The sequence below is a fragment of the Acinetobacter sp. UBA5934 genome (assembly GCF_002430855.1).
Lineage (GTDB): Bacteria > Pseudomonadota > Gammaproteobacteria > Pseudomonadales > Moraxellaceae > Acinetobacter.
Genome location: NZ_DJDC01000158.1, coordinates 4,670 through 28,278, shown reverse-complemented (window position 1 = coordinate 28,278; position 23,609 = coordinate 4,670). Strand labels below are relative to the sequence as shown.

The window sequence follows — 23,609 nt, the reverse complement described above, 5'->3', positions numbered from 1 at the left end:
GCGTACTGTTATTCGCAAGGGGTAGAAAGCGCGATTGAAAAAGGCATGCTGCACGATGAAGCCTCTTGCGTGAGCTATTTTAATGAAGTGCTGGAGATGCTGCTGGTCCGTTTTGAATTACCGCTACTCAAGCGTCTGGTTGAATCTTTTGATGATGCTGAACGGTTTCAGTATTGGGCAGAATTCTATCGTGCCAGCCGTGAATCTAAAGAATTATTGGCTGAATCGCAACAATTGGCATTTTCTTTGAATGCATGGATTAGAGATGTATTGAAACAAACGCCAAGTGTGAAAAAGCAGCTGGGATTTGTGCCGGTTTATGCACATTTATGCGGAGAGCTGGGTTTAGACCTTGCCGATGTATTAACGGCTTACAGTTTTACCGTAGTGGAAAATCAGGTGCTGGCAGCAGTGAAAACCATTCCGCTGGGGCAGATGAGCGGACAGCGAATTTTATGGCAGTTACATCAGCATATGCCTGCAGCGGTACAGGCTGCATTGGCTTTGCAAGATCACGAAATCAGCAGTGCATTACCGCAATATGCCATGTTGAGCATGTCGCACGAAACCCAGTATTCACGCTTATTCCGGTCTTAATTTTCAGATCAGAACATGAGTAAAAAGATTGAAAAGCACTGTTAAAAATAGTGCCAAGAAAATGTAAAAAAAGGAAATCAACATGTCAGAACGTAGTCCATTACGCGTGGGAATTGGTGGTCCAGTCGGATCAGGAAAAACCGCTTTAACCTTGAATTTATGTCTGGCGCTGCGTGAAAAATACAACATGGCAGTGGTCACCAATGACATTTACACCAAGGAAGATTCGAACTTTTTAACCCGTCATGAAGCCATGTCACCTGAACGTATCGTTGGCGTGGAAACAGGTGGCTGTCCGCATACCGCAATTCGTGAAGATGCCTCCATTAACCTGGCTGCGATTGATGATCTGTGTGAAAAGTTTGATGGTCTGGAGCTGATCATTATTGAAAGTGGTGGCGATAACCTGGCTGCAACCTTTAGTCCTGAATTGTCCGATTTAACCCTGTATGTGATTGACGTGGCGGGTGGTGAAAAGATTCCGCGTAAAGGCGGACCGGGCATTACCAAATCAGACTTACTGATTATCAATAAAACGGATTTGGCGCCAATGGTTGGAGCGAGTCTTGAAGTGATGGATCAGGATGCCAAGCGTATGCGTGGCGATAAACCATTTTTATTTTCCAATATGAAAACTCAAGATGGCTTGAACGACATTATCAGCTTTATCGAAAAACAAGGTTTATTTAAGTCTTAAAGGGGAAATTCATTATGCGTCTACTTAAACAATTACTGGCCGCAGGCGTTGCCACTTTACCAATGCTGGCAATGGCTCATCCGGGGCACGACCACCACAGCGGATTCTGGGCGGGCTTTATGCATCCTTTTACCGGCTTAGATCATCTCATGATGGCAATTGCTTTTGGGGTATTGATGTGGACTGCAAATCAGCGCTGGAAAATTACAGGTCTGCTGGGTCTGGCAGCAGCCATGATCGCAGGCTTTATGCTGGGTGCTGAAGGCATGCTATCCACCTCACTGGCGGAGTTAGGCATTATTGCTTCACTGCTACTTGTAGCTGTGGCTTTATGGAGCAAATCCAACAAGGTTTTACCTGTGACAGCGGTACTTTTAGCCAGCTTCCACGGCGTAGCGCATGGCAGCGAACTTGGTCAAGCTGGACATGTATCTTTACTGATTATGGGCATGGTTTTAGCGATGGCATTGATCTATGGCATCGGCTTAGCTCTGGGTGCATTCGTGAATAAATATGTGCCTTATGGCAAGCAAATGATTGGCGCTCTGGCAGCGGTTGTCGCCGTGATTGGTCTGGCTTAATGCTGTTCAATAATTTTGATGCTGAGTTGATTGTTTGATGCATGACCTTGCAGAAAGAAGCATGAACCAGAATTTATGGTATGCACGTTTGGAAATGGGTTTTCAGGCCCAGCAGCAGACTGCGCGGACTATTTTGCAGCATCGCAAGCATCATGGTCCGGTACGCATTCAGAAAATGCTATGGCCTGAAACCAATGGCATCTGTCATGCCATTATCGTGCATCCGCCAGCAGGTATAGCCGGTGGGGATCATCTGACTTTCGACATGCAGGTGGATGCCAACGCGCATGCCTTGGTGACCACGCCGGGTGCCGGAAAATGGTATCGAACCAATGGTAAGCAGGCCTTTCAGCACATTCATATCCGATTAAATGAAAATGCTGTTTTCGAATGGTTACCTCAGGAAACCATGCTGTTTGATGGTGCTAATGCCAGTTCTGAAACAATTGTCCATTTGGATGCTGCAGCCAGCTTTATTGGTTGGGACATGCTGGTGATCGGGCGGCAGGCACGTGATGAACAGTTTGTACAGGGAGCTTATCAAAACCGGTTTCAGCTGTGGCGGAATGACAGGCTTCTGGTTGCCGATAGCTTAAATTTTAAGGGCAATGACCGCTGGCTGAGTTCCTGTTTAGGCATGAATGGCCATGCAGTGATGGGCAGTTTTTGGGCTGTACCGCCTGAAAAATATCGTGCAAGTGTTCATCTGGAAGCACATATTGATTTGACTCGCGAACTGATCATGCGCATGGATGTACCGATTACTTTAACCGTATTGGGTGATGTCATTTGTGCCCGATTCTTAGGCGATGATGTACGTCACTGTCATGATGGTTTTGCAGCCATACGTGCTCGATTAAGACGCTACTGGTTCGATCTGGATGAAGCATTTCCAAGAATTTGGCGGACATAATCCTTTTATTTCCTCTCCTTGTAGGAGAGGGTTAGGGAGAGGTAATTAAACATTTATTAAAACCCTCCCTCTCTTGCGGGACATTGCCTCTCATCCCAAAGGGAGGGAGAACACCAAATATCGAATCTTGCACACATTTTGCATTCAATACATTGATATGAATTAGGAAAGAGATATGGAACTCAATCCAACAGAAAAAGACAAAATGCTGATTTTCACAGCAGGCTTGGTGGCGGAACGTCGTAAAGCACGCGGTTTAAAGCTGAACTATCCCGAAGCGATTGCCTATATTTCCGCGGCATTACTTGAAGGTGCCCGTGACGGCATGACGGTGAGTGAATTAATGCATTACGGCACGACATTGCTATCCCGTGATGATGTGATGGATGGCATTGCTGAAATGATTGCTGAAGTCCAGGTCGAAGCGACATTTCCGGATGGCTCAAAGCTGGTCACTGTTCATCAACCGATTGTTTAGGAGCGGCATATGATTCCTGGGGAAATTTTTACACCAGAGAGCGACATTGAAATGAATGTCGGGCGTGAAACCTTAAAGATGACCGTGGCCAATATCGGCGACCGTCCTATTCAGGTCGGCTCACATTTTCACTTTGCCGAAGCGAATGACGCTTTGCAGTTTGACCGTAAGCAAGCCAAGGGTTTCCGCTTAAATATTGCAGCGGGGACCGCCATCCGTTTTGAACCGGGTCAAAAGCGTAATGTGGAATTGGTGGCACTTGCTGGTAAGCGTGAAGCTTACGGTTTTGCAGGCCGGGTAATGGGTAAGCTCGATTCATAAAAATTGCATCAGAATTATAAAGGTTTATAAATCATGAAAATGTCACGTCGTGCTTATGCCGAAATGTTTGGACCGACAGTCGGGGATCGGGTCCGTCTAGCTGATACCGAATTATTTATTGAAGTTGAACAGGACTTCACCACTTATGGTGAAGAAGTCAAATTTGGTGGCGGAAAAGTAATTCGTGATGGCATGGGCCAATCACAGCTTTTGTCATCTGAAGTGGCTGACACTGTCATTACAAATGCACTGATTATTGACTGGTGGGGTATTGTCAAAGCCGATGTCGGCTTGAAAAATGGCCGAATCTGGAAAATTGGCAAGGCTGGTAATCCGGATATTCAACCAGATATTTCAATTCCGCTTGGAGCTGCAACTGAAGTGATTGCCGGTGAAGGCCAAATTCTCACTGCAGGCGGGGTGGATACCCATATTCACTGGATCTGTCCGCAACAGGTAGAAACAGCCATGATGTCAGGTATTACTACCATGATTGGTGGCGGTACAGGTCCTGCAGCAGGAACATCAGCGACTACAGTAACACCGGGTCCATGGCACATATCTACCATGCTACAAGCCATAGATGATTTGCCGATGAATATTGGTCTATTGGGTAAAGGGAATTTAAGCCAGCCTGAACCGATTGCAGAGCAGATTAAAGCCGGTGTTGTTGGATTAAAGCTGCATGAAGATTGGGGCTCAACACCAGCAGCCATTGATAATTGCTTAACTGTGGCCGATCAGTTCGATGTGCAAGTTGCCATTCATACAGACACACTAAACGAAAGTGGCTTTCTAGAAGAAACTTTGGCGGCTTTTAAAAACAGAACCATCCATACTTATCATACTGAAGGTGCAGGCGGTGGACATGCACCTGATATTTTAAAAGCCATTGGTCAGGCCAACGTATTGCCATCTTCAACCAATCCGACCCGTCCATATACCATCAATACCATTGATGAACATCTGGATATGTTAATGGTCTGTCATCACTTAGATCCATCCATTGCTGAAGATGTGGCATTTGCGGAAAGCCGTATTCGCCGTGAAACTATTGCTGCGGAAGATATTTTGCAGGATATGGGTGCAATTGCCATGATGTCATCAGACTCGCAGGCCATGGGGCGTGTCGGTGAGGTGATTCTACGTACTTGGCAAACCGCACATAAAATGAAGGTACAACGCGGGCCTTTAGACGGTGATACAGTCTATAAAGACAATAACCGGGTCAAACGTTATATCGCCAAATACACCATTAACCCTGCAATTACCCATGGTTTAAGTCACGAAATTGGTTCGGTCGAAGAAGGTAAACTGGCCGATTTAGTCCTCTGGAAACCGGCATTTTTCGGTGTTAAACCGTCCATGATCATTAAAGGTGGAATGATTGCGGCAGCGCCTATGGGCGATATTAATGCTTCTATTCCAACACCACAGCCTGTGCATTACCGTCCAATGTTTGGTGCTTATCCGCGTGGGGTGCATAACACCTGTATTACTTTCCTGTCACAATTCGCAATTGATGATGGCGTGCATGAAAAATTAGCTTTAAAAAAGCTGATCTCACCATGTAAAGACACGCGTCAGATCACTAAGCAGGATATGAAACATAATAATTACTGTCCGGTGATGGAAGTGCATCCGGAAACTTATGAAGTTCGTGCTGATGGGGTACATTTGACCTGTGAGCCTGCGGATGTATTGCCGATGGCACAGCGGTATTTTTTGTTTTAACTACTATTTAAACCTCTCCTTAAAGGAGAGGGAATTTTCATTATTTAAACAAATTTTGGAAAAGTTACTTCTCCCTTTGGGAGACCGTCAAGAGGAAGATTTTATTGCAAATTTTATTAAAATACGTGATGATTTAATAAAAATGAATAATTAAATATTGGGGAAATAATGACTTTTAAATTTGAAAGTAGAGAATTTAAACATGCTTTTGAAGAGGTTATATTATTAGCAGATAAAGTCAAAAAGAGTCCTGAAAACTATTCAGAAACAATTAATAATTTTGCATCCTACATACAGACTGCCAAAATAATTTTTAATATAAATATTGATTTGTCGAATTTCGATGATCTCACTTCATATACTCGCGCACAACCTGTATCAAATTTCCCGGAAGTAATTCGAAAACTAATTTATAAATATGATGAGACTAAAAGTAACGATGACTTAGAAGAAATATTTAGTTTAAGTTTAAACTTATTTTACATTTATCTTAGTGAACTTCAATTTAGAATTGGAGGATTACATCAATCGATTGGTTTTGAAGTTAATAGTTTGAGTCAATTTATTAGTGAATATTTTAAAGATCACCCTATATATGCGAGGTATTTAAAATTTGCTGATAGAGATATACCCTTCAAAATTTTACAAGAAATTTTAAATACAAGCGGGTTAAAAAATTTAAATACTACTATTGAAAAATTTAATGCAATAGAAGAGACACTTAGCAATTGGGATAAATCATTATCAGATAAAGAAGCTGAAGTAACTAGGCTTGAAAAATCATTAGAGTCATACAAAGATGCTTTTAATTTTGTTGGTATTTTTGAAGGCTTCAATAAATTACATGTAAAAAAAGAAAATGAATTATGGTGGTCTAGAATAGGATTAGCTTTAATAGGATGTGTAATATTCGGTACATTCGCATATGAATTACATTCTATAAAATCAATTATTCAAATTAGTAAAGTTATTGATATTCCAACATTACTTGCAATAACAATCCCATTTACATTATTAATATTTTTACTTTTATATTTCTTTAAAATTATTCTACAAACTATGCGCTCTGTTCAATCTCAGCTTCTACAACTTGATTTGCGGATGACCTTATGTCGTTTTATTCAAAGTTATGCGGAATATGCTGCAGAATTGAAAGCCAAACCTCCTGAAGGATTTGAAAAATTTGAAAGCGTAATTTTTTCGCCCTTAGTATCTTCGGATGATAAAATTCCAAATACTTTTGATGGATTAGATCAACTTTCTAGCGTAGTGAATATAGTTAAAGGCAAAGATAATTAATATTTAAAATGAATCTTTTTGGCGCATAAATTGCTTGTTACGCTTAATCAATTTTACTGTTTGATATAACACATCAGGGATTAAACGTGCCAACAACATATCTACGCGGACAAGAACTCATAGATCAAATTAGAAGCCAGCCATATTCACGGGACTTAATTGGCTATCATGGTGAACCACCCAAAGTAGAATGGCCAAATAGCGCTCGTGTCGCGGTTCAATTTGTATTGAACTATGAAGAAGGCGGGGAAAATCACGTTGAACATGGCGATGCAGGCTCGGAACAGTTCCTTTCCGAGATTATCGGGGCAGCAAGCTTTCCAGCCAAACATATGTCGATGGATTCCATGTATGAATACGGCTCACGTGCAGGTTTTTGGCGTATTCATAACGAGTTTAAAAAGCGCAATTTACCCATGACCATTTTTGGCGTGGGCATGGCATTAGTACGTAATCCCTACATTGTCGAAGCGATTAAAGAAGCCAATTATGACGTGGTTTCTCATGGACAGCGCTGGCTGCATTATCAGGACATGCCCATCGAGCTTGAACGTCAGCATATGGATCAGGCCATAAGTGTACTGGAGGCACTGTTTGGTAAAGCGCCAATCGGCTGGTATACCGGTCGCGATAGCCCGAATACCCGCAAATTACTGGCTGAATTTCCGCAGATTAAATACGACTGTGACTACTATGGCGACGACTTGCCATTTTGGAGCAGCCTGACTGATAAAAATGGTGCAACACGTCCACATTTAATCATTCCCTATACCTTAGAGAGTAATGATATGAAATTCAGCTCACCGGGCGGTTTCAACAGTGGGGAACAGTTCTATCAATACTTAAAAGATGCCTTTGATGTGCTGTATGCAGAAGGTGAAACTGAACCTAAAATGCTATCGGTCGGCATGCATTGTCGTATTTTAGGGCGTCCAGGACGCTTTAAGGCACTACAAAAGTTCCTCGATTATATTCAAAGTCACGACAATGTCTGGATTTGCCGCCGTGGCGATATCGCTGAACACTGGTATAAAAACCATGCTTTATAAGATATAAATTTTTTTAAAAAGAGAAGTTTAGCTTCTCTTTTTTTATTTATCCCATTTATAAAAAATGCAGAAAATCAAAGTTTGGCACTGATATTGCAAAATTACTTTTGAACAAACATTCAATATTTTAGGCGATTTAATAGTGCAACTCGTTGAATTTAATAAAGCATCTCAACAAGGTGCTATTACCTTTTTAGCGCACTGTGTGCAAATACCGAGCTGGGCGGAACAGCTTTCAGCGAATCGTCCTTATGCCTCGGTTGAAGAGGCTATCGACTTTGCAAAACAACAAGCAAAGACTTGGACTTGGGATGAAATCAAAACGGCTTTAGCCAAACATCCACGCATAGGCGAAAAAAAAGCGCAGGCTGAATTGAGCGAAGTCGAGAAAAACTTTTCAAATCGTGAACAGTCCGCTATTAGCCCAGATGAAGAAACCCAACTGGCTTTACTCAAGGGCAATATCGCCTATGAAAAGAAATATGGCTACATCTTCCTGATTAAAGCATTCGGTCTAAACAGTGAAGAAGTTCTTCAAGCCCTGAAATACCGTCTTTTAAATGATCCTGAAACTGAAAAGCGCATTGTCCATCATCAACTGGCTGAAATTGCCTTACACAGATTAGCTCAGGAGCTGCAAGCATGATTAGTTCACATATTTTAGATACTAACCTAGGTAAGCCGGCAGCCAATGTGCTGATTAAATTATTCGATGCAGAGGGCAGCTTACTCGGTGAAGCAAGTACCAATGCCGATGGCCGAGTGACTGATTTCGGTTTAACTGAATTCAATAGTGGTGCATATAGCCTGGAATTCGCGACTTCTGCTTATTTTGATGCTTTGGGACAGGAAACTTTTTTTCCTAAAGCCCTAATCCATTTCTATGTCAAAGATGCGTCACAGCATTATCACATTCCTTTACTGATTAGCCCATTTGCGTACTCCACATATCGCGGAAGCTAATTTAATTTTTTGATTTTAAGGAAGAAAAAGAATGACTGAAGAAAGCAAAACCATTTCACCAGAACATGAATATTTAGGCGCAGGAAAAAGTGCAGCATACGGCTTACAACATGTATTAACCATGTATGGCGGAATTATCGCGCCACCATTAATTGTGGGTACAGCAGCGGGTTTATCTGCGCAGCACATTGGTTTGTTAATTGCTGCTGCCTTATTTGTCGGAGGTCTGGCAACAATACTGCAAACCATAGGCGTAAAATATATTGGAGCCAAATTGCCGCTGGTACAAGGCGTTTCCTTTGCCGGTGTGGCGACGATGGTCGCAATTGTGACCACAGGCGGTGGTTTATCTGCCGTTTATGGCGCGGTGATTATTGCCTCGCTGATTGGTTTCTTTCTGGCTCCCTATTTTTCCAGAATTATTCGCTTTTTCCCACCTGTAGTAACGGGTTGTGTGATTACGATTATTGGCTTATCACTCTTGCCTGTTGCTGTTCGCTGGATGATGGGCGGCAATAAGAATGCACCGGAATGGGGAAGTGTGGAAAATATTGGGTTGGCACTATTGACGCTGGGCATTGTGATCTGTTTGAACCTGACCAAGAATGCTTCAATTCGCCGTTTATCTATTCTTTTAGCTATTGTGATGGGCTCAGTACTGGCTTATCTGATGGGCTTTGGCGATTTTAGTAAAGTCGGCAATGGTGCATGGGTGCAGTTTCCAAGCCTGTTTGCTTTTGGCATGCCTACTTTTGAACTGACGGCCATTATTTCCATGCTGATTGTGACTCTGGTGATCATGACCGAAACCACGGCAGATATTATTGCTGTGGGCGAAATTGTGGGAACCAAGGTAGATTCAGAACGTATTTCCAATGGTTTACGGGCGGATATGTTATCCAGTGCGGTGGCACCCATCTTTGGATCATTTATGCAAAGTGCCTTTGCCCAAAACGTTGGCTTAGTCGCAATTACCGGCATCAAAAGTCGTTTTGTAGTTGCAGCTGGCGGCATGATTTTAGTGGTACTGGGTTTATTACCAATTATGGGGCGTTTAATTGCAGCAATTCCCGTACCGGTACTTGGTGGTGCAGGTCTGGTGCTATTTGGAACAGTAGCTGCAAGTGGTATTCGTACCTTGGCGAAAATTGATTATAACGAGCAAAAAAACCTGATTATTGTCGCGACTGCCATTGCAGCCGGGATGATTCCGATCATTGATCATTCTTTCTATGCAAATTTTCCGAAATGGATTCAAACCCTGTTTCATTCAGGCATCAGTTCTACCTGCCTGATGGCGATTATTTTAAACCTGCTTTTTAATCATCTGAGCCTGTTCAAACCTGGACATGCCGAGGCTCCAAAGAACATTCCAGAAACATTGCATTAATATTTCCATCTTCAAAAAACCTATGCCAGTCATAGGTTTTTTTTATCAAAAATTAAAAAAGTTGGCTTCATTTTTGCTTGACTTAATATGTGATTTTTTAATTTTCATTGGGGTACCTTATTTATGAAATTCACTCAAGTTACTGTTGCAACATTACTCGCATTCGGTGCGGTATCGGCACAAGCACAACCGATCTGGCAAGATTTCAGCCTGAGTGGTCTTTATGGTGAAAACTATGAAGTAGTAAACGAAAAGCAAACCACTTTAACTGTTGAATATGCTGCAAAAATTAAATATGCAGATGTATTCTTCTTTATTGACCGTATGCGCGGTGCTGATGACGGCAAATCAAGTTATTTTGAATTGTCACCCCGTTTAAGTCTGGGTGAAGTCACTGGTCAGAAACTTGCTTTTGGTCCGGTAAAAGATGTTTTGGTTTCAACAACTTGGGAAGGTGGAGAAGGTTTTGATAACTTCTTGTATGGGGTGGGTTTTGATCTGAATATTCCATATTTCCGTTATGCTAGCATCAACCTGTATCGTGTAAATAATGAAAATATGGATGATGACTACCAGTTAACCCTGACCTATGGTGTTCCATTTAAACTGGGAACTGAAGATTTTTTGGTTGATGGCTTCCTGGATTGGTCTACAGAAGAAGATGATCATGATAGCGAAATGAACTGGACCACACAGTGGAAATGGAATGTAGGTAAACACATTTCTCCAACTACGAATTTGTATCTGGGCATCGAACACTCAATATGGAACAACAAATTTGGCATTCCAAATGCAGATGAAAATAACGTGAGTGCTTTAGTGAAATATCATTTCTAAGTAAACATATTACAGAACTATGTTAAAAGCCCTTGTTTTCAAGGGCTTTTTTATTGCTTTAATACGCTATGGAAATGAGATGTGCAAAAGAATAAATATCGCAGTTTGGACCAGTTCCAATCCGGTCAATCACTACAAAATCACTGGGTGCTTCCAGTGTCAATAAAGGATGGTGCCATGTACCGGCATGGTAATTGACCCCTTGTGAACCATCGCTGATAAAGGCTTGAACTTGATTCAGATCGGGCTTTTCAGCATCTAACGCTGGTGCAACAACAATCAAAAAAGCTTGACCCTGCATAGGAATAAAGGCCTGTGAGCCTAGCGGATGCCTTTCTAGCATGGAAATTTCAAAAGGCACTTGGGTGGATTGAATATTTTTGAAAATACTCAACCCAACTTTTGCATCGGTTTCCACTTCCGCCAGCGCATGATAACGTTCAGTCTGCTGCTCATTAATATAAAAAAAATCGTTGCTTTGACAGGCAATAACTTCACCAAAAGGCGCAAAGTTTGTTGCAGTTAAAGGCTGAATTTTTAGAGTCGGTATTATCATAATATTCACATTTATCTTGCAGTTTTTCCCCATAAACGGATACGACTAATCCCACCATCCGGAATCATGTTCACGCGAATATGCGATATTTTCTCGTGCTGTAAAACTTCCTCTACAAAGCTGTGAATATGATCCATTTGCATATCGTGTGCTTCTAAAAGATACGGCCAGAACATGCTTTGCGGAATCAGTTGCTGATCGGTCGCATCTTCGATATAAATCGCCTGTATAGAAACTTGTGCAGGGTAGTTGCCTTTAAAATGCGCCGTATCAATATCAATTTTTTCAATTGAACCACTTTGGCCCAAAGCCAGAATGCACCAGTCAAAACCGGGTTCACGTCGGCGTTTGGTTTCCCAGCCATCACCCATATTTATGCCACGACCTGGATTAATCAGGTTACGCGGATGCCCGAAATGTGCATCGCTATAAGCAATGACCCGACCGCCATTTTCCAGGGCCAACAGATCCAGTACCTGGTCACTATCCTGAATCTGAATCTTAACTTCACCATACACTTTAAAACGTGCTACACCGCCATCCGGGAAAATATTTAAGCGCACATGGCTGAATACCTGCTCTGAACAAACCTCAAAAATATGATGCTGTCCGGGACCTAATTTACTATTTGGTAAAATTGAGTGCCAGGTGGCAGTGCTTAAGTCACCATTTGGTGCATAACAGGCTTCGACCGCCGCCGATGCCGGATAGTTGCCGGTAAAAAAAGTGGTATCAATATCCAGCGCCTGAATGGTTCCCGCTACGCCAAGCTGAACAATGGCCCAGTCATAACCGGCATGACGTTTACGGCGAGTTTCCCATCCATCCATCCATTTGCCATGATCATCAAATTTGTCTTCCACAAAAATGGGGGCATCAAATTGCAGCATTCGATTTGCTTCAGCAAAAAAATCATCTGAACATTCAAGTACTTCTGCGCCAATTCGGCTATCAGCCAAGTTAGTCAGCTGTTGTAGATGCATAGGAATATCAAAAATAGGTGCAATTAATGTTGCCATAGTCATTTTCCATTCAAATTATGAATAACGTGAATATTAATTTTTATAAACAGCCAAAATCTAAGTTAAAGCCTTATAAAAACTCATGTTTACATCCATGTTGATGCACAGCTTGTGCCAACTTTTGAAAAAAATCGGTGCATGTTTTTTTGAAAATGGCACGCTTTTAGCTTTTTAAGGAGCAGAAACAATATATTCAGAGGAGAAAATAGATGAAGATTACAATTATTGGTGCAGGCATGGGCGGATTGACCACGGGAATTGCACTAAAAAAGTTTGGGCATCAGGTCACCATCTATGAGCAAGCAGAACAAATTTTACCTGTCGGCGCAGCCATCTCGCTTTGGTCCAATGGTGTGAAGTGTTTGAATTACCTGGGGCTGACTGAACAGGTTGCTAAGTTAGGCGGTCAGATGGATCAGCTGGCGTATATGGATGGCTTGACGGGCGATACCATGACCCAGTTCAGTTTATTGCCCTTGATTGAAGAGGTCGGACAACGTCCGTATCCGGTGGCACGTGCCGACTTGCAAAATATGTTGATGGATGAGTTTGGCCGTGAAAATATCCAACTTGGCAAAAAAATGGTTGCGCTGCAAGAACAGAGGGATGGTGTACTTGTTCAATTTGCCGATGGTAGCGAAATTAAAACCGAATTGTTGATTGGTGCCGACGGAACCCACTCGATTACGCGTGCTTATGTGCTGGGTGAACAGGTTTCACGTCGTTATGCGGGTTATGTCAACTGGAATGGCTTGGTCGAAATTAGTGATGATCTTTCTCCGGCAGACCAGTGGACAACTTTTGTTGGTGAGGGTAAACGTGTTTCGCTGATGCCTGTTGCAGATGGAAAATTCTATTTCTTTTTTGATGTGCCGTTACCGGTAGGTTTAGAAAACAATAAAGCAGAATATAAAACTTTACTGAAACAATATTTTAATGGCTGGTGTGCACCGGTTCAGCACTTGATTGATGCACTGGATGAACAAAAAACCAACCGTGTAGAAATTCATGACATTGAGCCTTTTACCCAATTTTATCAAGGCCGTGTGGTGATTGTTGGTGACGCAGCACACAGTACCACGCCGGATATTGGTCAGGGCGGCTGCCAGGCCATGGAGGATGCGATTTATTTGGCTCGTGCCTTGCAAATTAATACCTTGGGTTTACAGGATGCTTTAAAGCGTTATCAAAATAAACGTAATGAACGCGCCAATGAGCTGGTACTACGCGCACGAAAACGCTGTGATGTCACCCATATGAAAGATGAAGTGGTAACCAAAGAATGGTATGAAGAATTAAGAAAGGAACAGGGGCTACATATTATGAAAGGCATTATCAGCAATATTATTGGTAATCCGTTAGATTAATTATCGGGCTAAGTTTTTCCGCTTATAAACCCTTCGTGATGAAGGGTTTTTTATTATAAAAAATGACTCAACGTGCTTGGGAAAAATAACCATTTTCATGGAAAAAGATTCGTCAATTCAGTGCTGAAGGAGTACATTACTGCACTTTAACGCTTAAAAACAGGTCAAGTGATGGCATCTACATGGATTCTCTTTACCCTTATGGCTGCATTTATGCAGGCTTGGCGTAATGCGTTTCAAAAGCAGCTCAGTACCACTGTAGATGTCTATGGCGTGACTCTGGCGCGTTTTCTTTTCGGTTTTCCTTTTGCCCTCATTTACCTGACAGGTTTATATCATTACCAGCCTATCCGGACTGCCATTACTTTTACTCCAAGGTTCTGGATTTATATTGTGATTGCCGGGATCAGTCAGATTGCGGCAACAGCCTTGATGGTGCAGCTTTTTAAACAGAAAAATTATGCGATTGGGGTGGGACTGGCGAAAAGTGAAGCCATTTTGGCTGCGCTGATAGGTGCTTCATTATTGAGCGATCAGTTAAGTTTACTGGCGTGGTTTGGAGTTGCCCTGGGTGGCCTTGCCGTATTTTTACTCAGTAAAGGGCCAAGAGCAGAAAAACTTTCCCTGCCGACCTTATTGATTGGAATTGGCAGTGGACTATGTTTTGCCCTTACCTCTTTATTGGTACGTGAAGCCAGCCTGGAATTGCCGCAACTGCCATTTATTCATCGGGCTGCATGGGTATTGGTCAGTATTATTGGCTTTCAATGTCTCAGTATGCTGATCTATTTAAGTTTATTGAGTCGTCAAACCTTAAAGGCGATGTGGGCAAGAATAGGCCTGACTTTTAAAGTCAGTGCCTGCAGTTTTATCGCTTCCTTGGGCTGGTTTACCGCCATGAGCATGCAATCTGTCGCGATTGTCAAAACACTGGGACAGATTGAAATCCTGTTTAGCTTGCTCATTTCTGCTTATTTCTTTAAGGAAAAACTGGCCAAAGCAGAGCACTGGGGATTATTACTGGTGGTGATTGCCGCCATACTGGTGATTTGGGCCTAGTTCGATTGAAATTACAAGTTGTATCTTAGCCCTCAGTTCAACGACTAAGATACATAGAGTTCATGGTTTAAGCAGCTAATAAATCTTTTGCGGCCTGACGATGTTCAGCCAATAACTTGTCCATATCAAGACCCAATATTTGTTGATCTTTGACCACCCATTTGCCTTTAACCATGACATGTTCTGCACGGTCTGCGCCACAGAGCAGCAGCGCTGCAACAGGATCATGACTGCCTGAAAATTTGATGTCATCTAGTGTATAAAAAGCCAAATCCGCCTGAAAGTCAGGGGCAATTTCCCCCAAATGCTGATCTCGACCCAGCAATTGTGCTGAACCTTTGGTCACCCAACTCAAGGCCAGTTCAGGAGTAATCATTTCAGCACCATATTTCAGACGTTGCAGATACATGGCCTGACGCGCTTCCAGAATTAAATTGGATGCATCTCCGGAGGCTGAACCGTCCACACCCAAACCAATTTTTGCGCCGGCCTGGATTAAATCTATAGTCGGACAAATCCCGGAAGCCAGACGCATATTGGAATGCGGGCAATGACAGATGCCGACCTGCGCTGCACCTAAACGGCGAATCTCATCGGCATTGAAATGAATACCATGTGCGAGCCAGGTACGATGATTCAACCAGCCAACACTGTCCAGATAATCAACTGTGCGCATGCCAAATTTTTCCAGACAAAAGTTTTCTTCATCCAGAGTTTCCGCCAGATGGGTATGCAGCCGCACATCATGCTGCTGCGCCAGTTGGGCACTTTCACGCATAATTTCCTGCGTGACCGAAAAAGGAGAACAGGGTGCAAGGGCAATATTCACCATCGCATCTGCACTACGGTCATGATATTTCGAAATCAGCCTTTCCGAATCGAGCAAGATGGTTTGCATATCCTGTACCGTGTGCTGCGGTGGCAGACCGCCCTGATCTTCACCCAGACTCATCGAACCGCGGGTCAGCATGACCCGGATACCTAAACTTTGTGCAGCCTGTACCTGAATATCAATCGCATCATGCAGTTGCTGGGGAAATAAATAATGGTGATCTGCCGCAAAAGTACAGCCGGACATCAATAATTCAGCCAAAGCCACTTGCGTCGCCAAATAGAGCTGTTCCGAATTTAGCTTGGCCCATACCGGATACAGCGTTTTAAGCCAGGGGAAAAGCGGCGCATTCACCACAGGTGCCCAGGCACGGGTCAAGGTTTGATAGAAATGATGATGGCTATTGATCAGTCCAGGCAAAATCACCAGATTCTTGGCATCAAATGTTTCATCAAAGGGCGTAATGGGTGTTTGTCCTAACGCCACCAGTTCAACAATTTTTCCCGATTGAATGACCAGACCACCGCGTGCATCACTTTGATTGCCAGTAAAAATTGCCAGTGGATGTTTAATCCAGATTGTTGACATAACATTGCCTTAATCAGTGAAATTTCATTTAAAAAAGCAAGAGTTATACCAACTGATATATTTTAGGCTGAGAGTACAGGAACTTGCTGTTTTAGCGCTTCCATCTGTTCACTGATATGCTTGATCATTAACTGCGATGCTCTGGAAATTTGCCGTTTCGGAGCAACACAAAGAGCAATGGTCAGTGGATGCAGACCTTTTTCCAGAATCGGCTTGAATACCAACTCTTTACGTTCCAGATAGGGCAAGACATCTAAAAAACTTAAAATGCCTATGCCTAAATTTTTCTGGATCAGGGCATTCATCAGCCGAATATCATTAGATTCGGTTTTTCTGGCCGGAATAAATTGATGGTGCTTATACAGGGCCTGTACATAATCATGAATAATCAGTGGTTCCGACGGAATAAAGTGGTTATCGCCTAAAGTATCGGAAAAATAGATTTTTTTAGCGTGAACCAGCGGATGATCATTACTCATGACAAAACCGACCGGTAATTCCAGAAAATGGATCACTTCCAGATGATGATGCGCTTTGGGATTTAAAATTAATCCAAAATCCAGTTCGGCATCCATAATCTTTTTGGCAATAATTTCACTGTCTGCCACCCGAATATTAAAATGAATCCAGGGATAATTCTCATACATGTACTGTATGGATTGCATGATAAAACCATCGCTTAAAGCCGAAATCAGGCCAAATTCGATGGTGCCCCGATTCAGCCCCTGAATTTCATCAAAGCGGATACGGGTATGCTGAAACTCCTTTTGCCATTTCAGCAGGTCGGCATAGAGCAATTCACCTGCCAGAGTCAGCTTTAAGCCATTCGGCAAACGCTCAAACAAGATGATGCCCAAATCTTCTTCAGCCAGTGCAATTTGACGATGTACCGCAGAAACTGAAATAAACAGCTGATCGGCTGCCTTGCGCAGGCTGCCAGTTTTGGCAACCGCAATAAAATATTCGGAAAAACGTGAAAAGGGTGTATTCATATAAGTCTTGAGGCAAGTTTGCCTAACTGTCTTTTTTATAGCGCATGATGGTTCTGACTATGCGAGTTCTATGCCAAATTCACATTTTTAGTCTGCAAGAACATTTCAATCCACCTTAGTGTTCTAATTTTTAGAATAATAAGTACGAAACATTCTAATAGACAGAATGCTAAAAATTCATTTAATTTCAAATACAAGTTAAAGCAAAAGGTCAGTATTTTGACCTTGAAAAAGGCTTGGCCACGAAATTGAAAAGAAGGATTTTATATGAACGCCATACCAGTACTTAATCTATTTACTCAACCACATGGTAGTGTATTTGATCCATCTGACTGGAATATTTTGGCGAAGCACTGGTATCCGGTTGCACGTATTCAGGACGTCAGTAGCACACCACAGCAAGTCATATTGCTCGATGTGAAAATGGCGCTGTATAAAACCGAAAGCGGTCAAATCCATTTGGCCCGGGATATCTGTCCGCATCGTGGTGTCCCACTAACCAAAGGCTGGGTACAAGGGGAAGAACTGGTCTGTCCTTATCATGGGCTACATTACAATACCGAAGGCAAATGCTCGAAAATTCCGGCCCAGCCAGAACTGACAAAAATCTCTGAGCGTTTCAGCCTGACCAAATTTCCTGTGGTAAAAAAATATGGCCTGATTTGGACCAGCCTATTTAACCGTGATCAAAGCGAGACGAATTTCCCGGTGCTGGAAACCTGGGATGCAGAAGGTCATCAGGCCATTTTGCCACCATTTGTGGATATTAATGGTTCCAGTGGCCGTCAACTGGAAGGCTTTATTGATGTTGCACACTTTGCCTGGGTGCATCATCAGGCATTTGCAGACCGTGAAAACCAGGTAGTGCCGAAGTACCATACCGAACGTACAGACTACGGTTTAAAAAGCATTTATATTTCCAATGTCAGTAACTATCCGCATGGTCTACAACATTTAGAGCCGGAAGGTTTTATGTGGACTCGTGAATTTGATGTTTATCCACCATTTTCTGCGACATTGAAAGTGTATTTCCCCAATGATGGCATTTTAAAAATTTTAAATGCGTGCTGTCCGGTTTCCCATAATAAAACCCGACTATTTGTGCCGCTGACCCGTAACTTCGATACCACTGGAGATTTACAGGCAGTGTATGATTTTAATGCACAAATTTTTGCAGAAGATCAGGAGATGGTGGAAAGCCAAAAACCGGAAGAATTGCCCCTGGATATTAGTATGGAAGCCCATTTTGAAGCAGATCGTTCATCTACCACTTACCGCCGTATATTGGCCGAGTGGGGATTAAGTAAACGCTATATCGTTTAAATATTTTAAAAAAGCACCTTTATATAGCAGGTGCTTTTTTATTTTAAGCACACTGTGAAATTTATATTAATGAGCATTACCCATGATGAATAGTCCTAGCCAAGCGCAGATCATTAAATTCCTGAAACTTTCCAATGAGGTGGGTAAACGTGCCATCAGTTTAGGGCATCATCCTTTTGGTGCAGTTCTGGTGGCTCCGGATCATGAAACGGTACTTTTGACCCAATGTAATATTGATACCGTGAACCATGCCGAATCCACCTTGGCACGTATTGCAGCCACCAACTATCCGCCTGAATATTTATGGCAATGTACTTTATATACTGCAGTAGAGCCTTGCTGCATGTGCTCTGGCACGATTTATTGGGCCAATATCGGCCGTGTGGTGTATGGCATGACCGAAGAAAAACTACTGGCCTGTACCGGCAATCATGATGAAAACCCGACGATGAACGTGTCTTCAGCCTATGTATTTTCCCATTGCCAAAAAGAGGTGGAACTGATTGGTCCAGTGCCTGAACTGGAAGATGAAATAGCCCAATTGCAAAATGGTTTTTGGTCGAGAAAATAATCAAATTTTTTTATGCATTGTTATTTTTATGCTTTTCTGTTTTTAAGTCGATTTAAATTTAATAAAAGATTTTTAAATATTTAACGCAAAAATATTCATTTTTATTCAGTTGGAATATTAATTGCTTCACTCAAACCGATTTTAAATATTTTTATAAACATTCTCTTTGAACAAATATAGATGGAGTTGCATCAATGAATTTAAAAAAGAACACTTTCGGGAACGCCTTTCTGGTTTTGGGCAGTTTAGCCGTACTGATTCCAGGTCAGTCTCACGCCAAAGAAAAAGCGGCTTTTATCTATTTGGGACCCACCAGTGACCACGGCTGGTCTTATTCGCATGAACAAGGCCGTATAAAGGCAGATAAAGCACTGGCTGGTAAATATCAAACCACATTTATTGAAAATGTACCCGAAACTGCAGATGCAGAACGAGTGGTCCGCAATCTTGCCCAGCAAGGCAATAAGGTCATTTTTGGTACCTCATTCGGCTATATGAACGCGATGGAAAAAGTCGCCAAGCAGTTTCCAAATACCGTATTCATGCATGCAACCGGCTATAAACAAGCTAAAAACCTGGGTGTATATGAAACGCGTACTTATGAAGGTGCTTATATGCTGGGTGTCGTGGCAGGACAAAAGACTCAAACCGACACCATCGGTGTGGTCGCATCTTTTCCGATTCCTGAAGTGGTACGTAACATCAACGCCTATACCTTAGGTGCACAAAGTGTCAATCCTAAGGTGAAAACCAAAGTGATTTGGGCAAATACCTGGTTTAACCCGGGCAAGGAACGTGAAGCGGCGTTAGCGCTGATTGCACAAAAAGCCGATGTGTTGATGCAGAACACCGACTCACCGGCAGTGGTGCAGGCTGCGCAGCAAAAGGGTGTCTATGCTTTTGGCTGGAACTCGGACATGAGTAAATTTGGTCCTAAGGCACACTTGGCAGCAGCGGTGCTGCATTGGGAGAAAATTTATGAGCCAGTTATGCAACAGGTTGAGGCCAAAACCTGGAAAACGTCGGCGATTAAATATGGAGTGAAACAGGGTGCAGTGAACATTGAAAATTTTGGCCCATCCACTACAGCTGAAATGAAAGCCAAAGCAATTGCCGTGCGTAATGCACTGCAAAAAGGCAGTTTGCATCCATTCACTGGTCCCATCTATAAACAGGATGGCAGCTTGCTGGTGGCGAAAGGCAACTCATTAACAGATGCGGATTTAGCGAAAGCCAATTATTACGTCAAAGGTGTAGAAGGAAGTTTTCCTAAATAACCAGACTGCGTAATTAAATGCAAATGAATCATTTTATTTTAAATTCAGGGTTATTTTTTGAAATAGCGCACTGATTTAACAGAGGTTAAATTGTCCCATGAGCATTCCAGTGATTGATTTAAGCGGCGCTTTGGCTGCTGGATCTAAACAGGTTAATGAGGTTGTAGATCTGCTGCACCAAGCTGCAACCAGTTCGGGTTTCTTTTATATCAAAAATCATGGCATTGATCCCGTTTTAATTCAGCGTCAATTTGCACTATGCGAACAGATTTTTGACCTGCCTTTAAGCACTAAGCTGAAATATGATCAAAGCCTGAATGCCAGTCATTTGGGGTTTGAGCAGTTGTCTGCACAAAAGTCAGATTACAAGGCCAAGCCGGATATTAAGGAAGGTTTTTATTGCGGTAAAACTTATAGTGCTGACCATCCCTATGTGTTAGCCAAGTATCAAGGCTATGGTATTAATCAATGGCCGAGTGAAGTACCTGAAATGGAGCAATACTGCCAGGAATATATTGCAGAACTGAGCCTGCTGGCCAAGCGCATTATGCAGTTACTGGCTTTATCTCTGAAACTGGATGAGCATTATTTTGATGAATGTTGTCATGATCCTATGATGACCTTGAAAATGCTGCGCTATCCGCCTCATCCAGCCGATGCCGATGAAAACAGCTTTGGTGTCGGTGCGCACACAGATTGGGGCTCAATTACGATTTTGGCGCAAGACAACTGTGGTGGTTTGGAAGTTTGCCTGCCCGATGGAAGCTGGGTCACTGCACCCCCGATTGAGGGAACTTTTGTTGTCAATTTAGGTGATCTGATTCCACGTTGGAGTAACGATTTATTTAAATCTAATCCACACCGGGTACGGAATATATATGCAGACGGAAAATCGCGTTATTCGATTCCTTTCTTCTATGGTCCAAATTATATGACTCCTATTTATGCATTGCCCGGCACAGTCAAAGATACGGAAAGTTACCGTTATAAGCCATGCACCGCAGGTGAACACATGGAAGAAATGTACATGAAAGCCTATGCCTTAAATGCAGAAGAACAAAAGGTGCTAGAAAAAATTTAAATACGAAAAAGCTGACTCAGAAATAAAAAAGCCCAACTTTGAACAAGTTTGGGCTTTTTTTTATCATTACTGAACTGTGATTATTCTGCCTGCGCTAAAAAAAAGCATTTCTGCTGACTGATCGAGTAGCTTTATTTTGCAGTCAAAATAAAAATAAATAAAATGAGAAAAATAAAAGAACTTTAAAATATAAGATATTGTATTTTATAAATAAAAATTAATATTTTTGTTCTAAAAAACAGAACGTAATGTTTATGTTCTAATTTTTATCAATTTTGGAATAGAACTTGCTAATTAAGAGAAAGTGAACAGAAAAATTAAACTGATGTTCAAATTTCACATTTCTAATTCATTGTTATTGCTTGAATTAGAAATATACCATTCATAATGGAGCAGTTTTATGCAAAAAAAAGTCAGCTTTAAATCACAGCTTAAAAAACTTGTACTGACATTAAGTACAGCCACTGTTTTGGGGACATCTTTTATCAGCTTGGCACATGCGGCTGACAAAGCGGCCTTTGTTTATATTGGCCCAACCAGTGATCATGGCTGGACTTATTCACATGACCAGGGGCGTATCAAAACAGAAAAAGCCTTGGCCGGAAAATACACAACTTCTTATATTGAAAATGTACCAGAAACTGCAGATGCAGAGCGTGTGATCCGTAATCTGGCGCAGCAGGGCAACAAAGTCATTTTTGCTACTTCTTTCGGTTATATGAACCAAATGGAAAAGGTGGCCAAACAGTTTCCAAATACCGTCTTCATGCATGCCACTGGCTACAAGCAGGGCAAAAATTTAGGGATTTATGATGTACGTACCTATGAAGGTGCATACATGCTAGGTGTAGTTGCTGGTCAAACGACTAAAACCAATACCCTGGGTGTCGTGGCATCTTTCCCGATTCCTGAAGTGGTACGTAACATCAATGCCTATACCTTGGGCGCGCAAAGCGTCAATCCTAAAGTGAAAACCAAAGTGATCTGGGTCAATTCATGGTTTAACCCGGGTAAAGAGCGTGATGCAGCTTTGGCGCTGATTTCACAGAAAGCCGATGTGCTGATGCAAAACACCGATTCACCCGCCGTTGTCCAAGCTGCACAGCAAAAAGGCGTTTATGCCTTTGGTTGGGACTCGGACATGAGCAAGTTTGGTCCTAAAGCCCACTTGGCAGCTTCCGTGTTGCATTGGGAAAAAATCTATACCCCAGTCTTGCAGCAAGTTGCACAAAAAACCTGGAAGCCAAGTGCAATGTGGTATGGCATTAAACAGGATGCGGTGAGAATTGAAAACTTTGGTCCTGCGGTGCCAGCCAAAGTGAAACAGTCTGCCTTAAATGCACAAAGTGGGATTCACAAAGGTTCGCTGCATCCATTCCAGGGACCTTTATATAAACAGGATGGCAGTTTGGTCATTGCGAAAGGTAAAGTTTTGTCTGATGCAGAGCTAGGCAAAATGAATTACTACGTCAAAGGCGTAGAAGGCGCTTTACCTAAATAAATCAGATGGCATGAATGAGGTTTCATTCATGCCTTTCTTTTTTCATTTTTTTCGAGCTTGTCTATGAATGACTTATCCGATAGCGCGACATATGTTGACGTACAACAGGCTGTAGAACTGAGTGTTCCACGTCTGGAACTGGTCAATATTGGTAAAAGTTATAATTCGCTAAAAGCCAATGACCAGATTGATCTTAAAGTTCAGGCTGGGCAAATTCATGCCATCTTAGGTGAAAACGGGGCCGGTAAAAGCACCTTGATGAAAATTATTTATGGGGCGACACAGGCAGATCAGGGCCAGATTATCTGGAATGGCAAAGAGGTGAGCATCGAAAACCCGGCTGCTGCGCGCAAGCTTGGCATCGGGATGGTGTACCAACATTTTTCACTCTTTGAAACTTTAACCGTTGCGGAAAATATTCTGCTGGGGCTGGATGAAAAATACGACCTTGCTGAGCTCAGGCAAAAAATTATCGAAGTTTCAGAGCAATATGGCCTGCCGATAGATCCGCGCCGTGAAGTCTATTCGCTATCCGTCGGTGAGCGGCAACGTGTCGAAATTATCCGCTGTCTGTTGCAGCA

At 42.4% G+C, this 23,609-nt stretch carries 25 protein-coding genes; 21 read left to right on the top strand and 4 right to left on the bottom strand.

Annotation, left to right across the window (positions count from 1 at the left end; genetic code table 11):
• From B2Y23_RS11555 to B2Y23_RS11495, 13 genes are all read left to right on the top strand, one after another.
• Positions 1 to 597, top strand: a 597-nt coding sequence (locus B2Y23_RS11555) for an urease accessory protein UreF (RefSeq protein WP_291370930.1), incomplete at its 5' end; no start/stop codon positions are given.
• 82 nt (positions 598 to 679) lie between these two features.
• Positions 680 to 1,294, top strand: coding sequence for an urease accessory protein UreG (gene ureG / locus B2Y23_RS11550; protein ID WP_291357280.1), 615 nt, complete (start codon positions 680 to 682; stop codon positions 1,292 to 1,294).
• Positions 1,295 to 1,308: 14 nt separating this feature from the next.
• Entirely contained in the window at positions 1,309 to 1,875 is a 567-nt protein-coding gene (locus B2Y23_RS11545) for a HupE/UreJ family protein (protein WP_291370928.1), read from the top strand.
• Between the two features lie 37 nt (positions 1,876 to 1,912).
• The gene (locus B2Y23_RS11540) at positions 1,913 to 2,788 is read left to right on the top strand and encodes an urease accessory protein UreD (RefSeq protein ID WP_291370926.1); all 876 of its coding nucleotides are present in this window, start codon (positions 1,913 to 1,915) and stop codon (positions 2,786 to 2,788) included.
• Positions 2,789 to 2,963: 175 nt separating this feature from the next.
• Complete coding sequence (ureA, locus tag B2Y23_RS11535; protein ID WP_291357286.1) at positions 2,964 to 3,266, top strand: urease subunit gamma; 303 nt, start codon at positions 2,964 to 2,966, stop codon at positions 3,264 to 3,266.
• 9 nt (positions 3,267 to 3,275) lie between these two features.
• Positions 3,276 to 3,587, top strand: coding sequence for an urease subunit beta (locus tag B2Y23_RS11530; RefSeq protein WP_291370924.1), 312 nt, complete (start codon positions 3,276 to 3,278; stop codon positions 3,585 to 3,587).
• A 33-nt stretch (positions 3,588 to 3,620) separates the two neighbouring features.
• The gene (gene ureC, locus B2Y23_RS11525) at positions 3,621 to 5,321 is read left to right on the top strand and encodes an urease subunit alpha (protein WP_291370922.1); all 1,701 of its coding nucleotides are present in this window, start codon (positions 3,621 to 3,623) and stop codon (positions 5,319 to 5,321) included.
• A gap of 168 nt (positions 5,322 to 5,489) precedes the next feature.
• Positions 5,490 to 6,620 carry a hypothetical protein gene (locus B2Y23_RS11520; RefSeq protein ID WP_291357293.1) on the top strand — a complete coding sequence of 377 codons (1,131 nt, stop codon included), beginning with the start codon at positions 5,490 to 5,492 and terminating at the stop codon, positions 6,618 to 6,620.
• 86 nt (positions 6,621 to 6,706) lie between these two features.
• Entirely contained in the window at positions 6,707 to 7,669 is a 963-nt protein-coding gene (puuE, locus tag B2Y23_RS11515; RefSeq protein ID WP_291370920.1) for an allantoinase PuuE, read from the top strand.
• 142 nt (positions 7,670 to 7,811) lie between these two features.
• Positions 7,812 to 8,315, top strand: coding sequence for a 2-oxo-4-hydroxy-4-carboxy-5-ureidoimidazoline decarboxylase (uraD, locus tag B2Y23_RS11510; RefSeq protein ID WP_291370918.1), 504 nt, complete (start codon positions 7,812 to 7,814; stop codon positions 8,313 to 8,315).
• Entirely contained in the window at positions 8,312 to 8,632 is a 321-nt protein-coding gene (gene uraH, locus B2Y23_RS11505) for a hydroxyisourate hydrolase (RefSeq protein ID WP_291357299.1), read from the top strand. Before uraD ends, uraH begins: the two co-directional genes overlap by 4 nt.
• Positions 8,633 to 8,663: 31 nt before the next feature.
• A complete protein-coding gene (locus tag B2Y23_RS11500) occupies positions 8,664 to 10,022 on the top strand; it encodes a nucleobase:cation symporter-2 family protein (RefSeq protein ID WP_291357301.1) in 1,359 nt (452 codons plus the stop codon).
• A 123-nt stretch (positions 10,023 to 10,145) separates the two neighbouring features.
• Complete coding sequence (locus B2Y23_RS11495; RefSeq protein ID WP_291357303.1) at positions 10,146 to 10,859, top strand: outer membrane protein OmpK; 714 nt, start codon at positions 10,146 to 10,148, stop codon at positions 10,857 to 10,859.
• A 58-nt stretch (positions 10,860 to 10,917) separates the two neighbouring features.
• On the opposite strand, the gene B2Y23_RS11490 is transcribed toward B2Y23_RS11495, so the two are convergent.
• Positions 10,918 to 11,415: an ureidoglycolate lyase gene (locus B2Y23_RS11490; RefSeq protein ID WP_291357305.1), complete on the bottom strand. Its 498-nt coding sequence runs from the start codon at positions 11,413 to 11,415 to the stop codon at positions 10,918 to 10,920.
• 11 nt (positions 11,416 to 11,426) lie between these two features.
• Positions 11,427 to 12,434 (bottom strand): allantoicase, encoded by a 1,008-nt coding sequence (alc, locus tag B2Y23_RS11485; protein ID WP_291370916.1) that lies wholly within the window; start codon positions 12,432 to 12,434, stop codon positions 11,427 to 11,429.
• A 212-nt stretch (positions 12,435 to 12,646) separates the two neighbouring features.
• On the opposite strand from alc, the gene hpxO reads away from it, so the two are divergent.
• Together hpxO and B2Y23_RS11475 are read left to right on the top strand one after the other, a co-directional pair.
• Entirely contained in the window at positions 12,647 to 13,804 is a 1,158-nt protein-coding gene (hpxO, locus tag B2Y23_RS11480; protein ID WP_291370913.1) for an FAD-dependent urate hydroxylase HpxO, read from the top strand.
• Positions 13,805 to 13,975: 171 nt separating this feature from the next.
• Positions 13,976 to 14,863: a DMT family transporter gene (locus B2Y23_RS11475; protein ID WP_291370911.1), complete on the top strand. Its 888-nt coding sequence runs from the start codon at positions 13,976 to 13,978 to the stop codon at positions 14,861 to 14,863.
• A gap of 67 nt (positions 14,864 to 14,930) precedes the next feature.
• On the opposite strand, the gene B2Y23_RS11470 is transcribed toward B2Y23_RS11475, so the two are convergent.
• Entirely contained in the window at positions 14,931 to 16,283 is a 1,353-nt protein-coding gene (locus B2Y23_RS11470; protein ID WP_291370909.1) for an 8-oxoguanine deaminase, read from the bottom strand.
• Between the two features lie 62 nt (positions 16,284 to 16,345).
• Positions 16,346 to 17,275: a LysR family transcriptional regulator gene (locus B2Y23_RS11465; protein WP_291370907.1), complete on the bottom strand. Its 930-nt coding sequence runs from the start codon at positions 17,273 to 17,275 to the stop codon at positions 16,346 to 16,348.
• A gap of 267 nt (positions 17,276 to 17,542) precedes the next feature.
• Between B2Y23_RS11465 and B2Y23_RS11460 the strand changes: the two genes are divergently transcribed.
• From B2Y23_RS11460 to B2Y23_RS11435, 6 genes are all read left to right on the top strand, one after another.
• Positions 17,543 to 18,598, top strand: a complete 1,056-nt coding sequence (locus B2Y23_RS11460) for an aromatic ring-hydroxylating oxygenase subunit alpha (RefSeq protein WP_291370905.1) — start codon at positions 17,543 to 17,545, stop codon at positions 18,596 to 18,598.
• A gap of 82 nt (positions 18,599 to 18,680) precedes the next feature.
• Positions 18,681 to 19,169, top strand: coding sequence for a nucleoside deaminase (locus tag B2Y23_RS11455; protein ID WP_291370903.1), 489 nt, complete (start codon positions 18,681 to 18,683; stop codon positions 19,167 to 19,169).
• 194 nt (positions 19,170 to 19,363) lie between these two features.
• Complete coding sequence (locus B2Y23_RS11450; protein ID WP_291370901.1) at positions 19,364 to 20,446, top strand: BMP family ABC transporter substrate-binding protein; 1,083 nt, start codon at positions 19,364 to 19,366, stop codon at positions 20,444 to 20,446.
• 97 nt (positions 20,447 to 20,543) lie between these two features.
• A complete protein-coding gene (locus tag B2Y23_RS11445; RefSeq protein WP_291370899.1) occupies positions 20,544 to 21,527 on the top strand; it encodes an isopenicillin N synthase family dioxygenase in 984 nt (327 codons plus the stop codon).
• Positions 21,528 to 21,927: 400 nt separating this feature from the next.
• Complete coding sequence (locus tag B2Y23_RS11440) at positions 21,928 to 23,028, top strand: BMP family ABC transporter substrate-binding protein (protein WP_291370897.1); 1,101 nt, start codon at positions 21,928 to 21,930, stop codon at positions 23,026 to 23,028.
• 63 nt (positions 23,029 to 23,091) lie between these two features.
• A partial coding sequence (locus tag B2Y23_RS11435; protein ID WP_291370895.1) for an ATP-binding cassette domain-containing protein occupies positions 23,092 to 23,609 on the top strand: 518 nt, incomplete at its 3' end.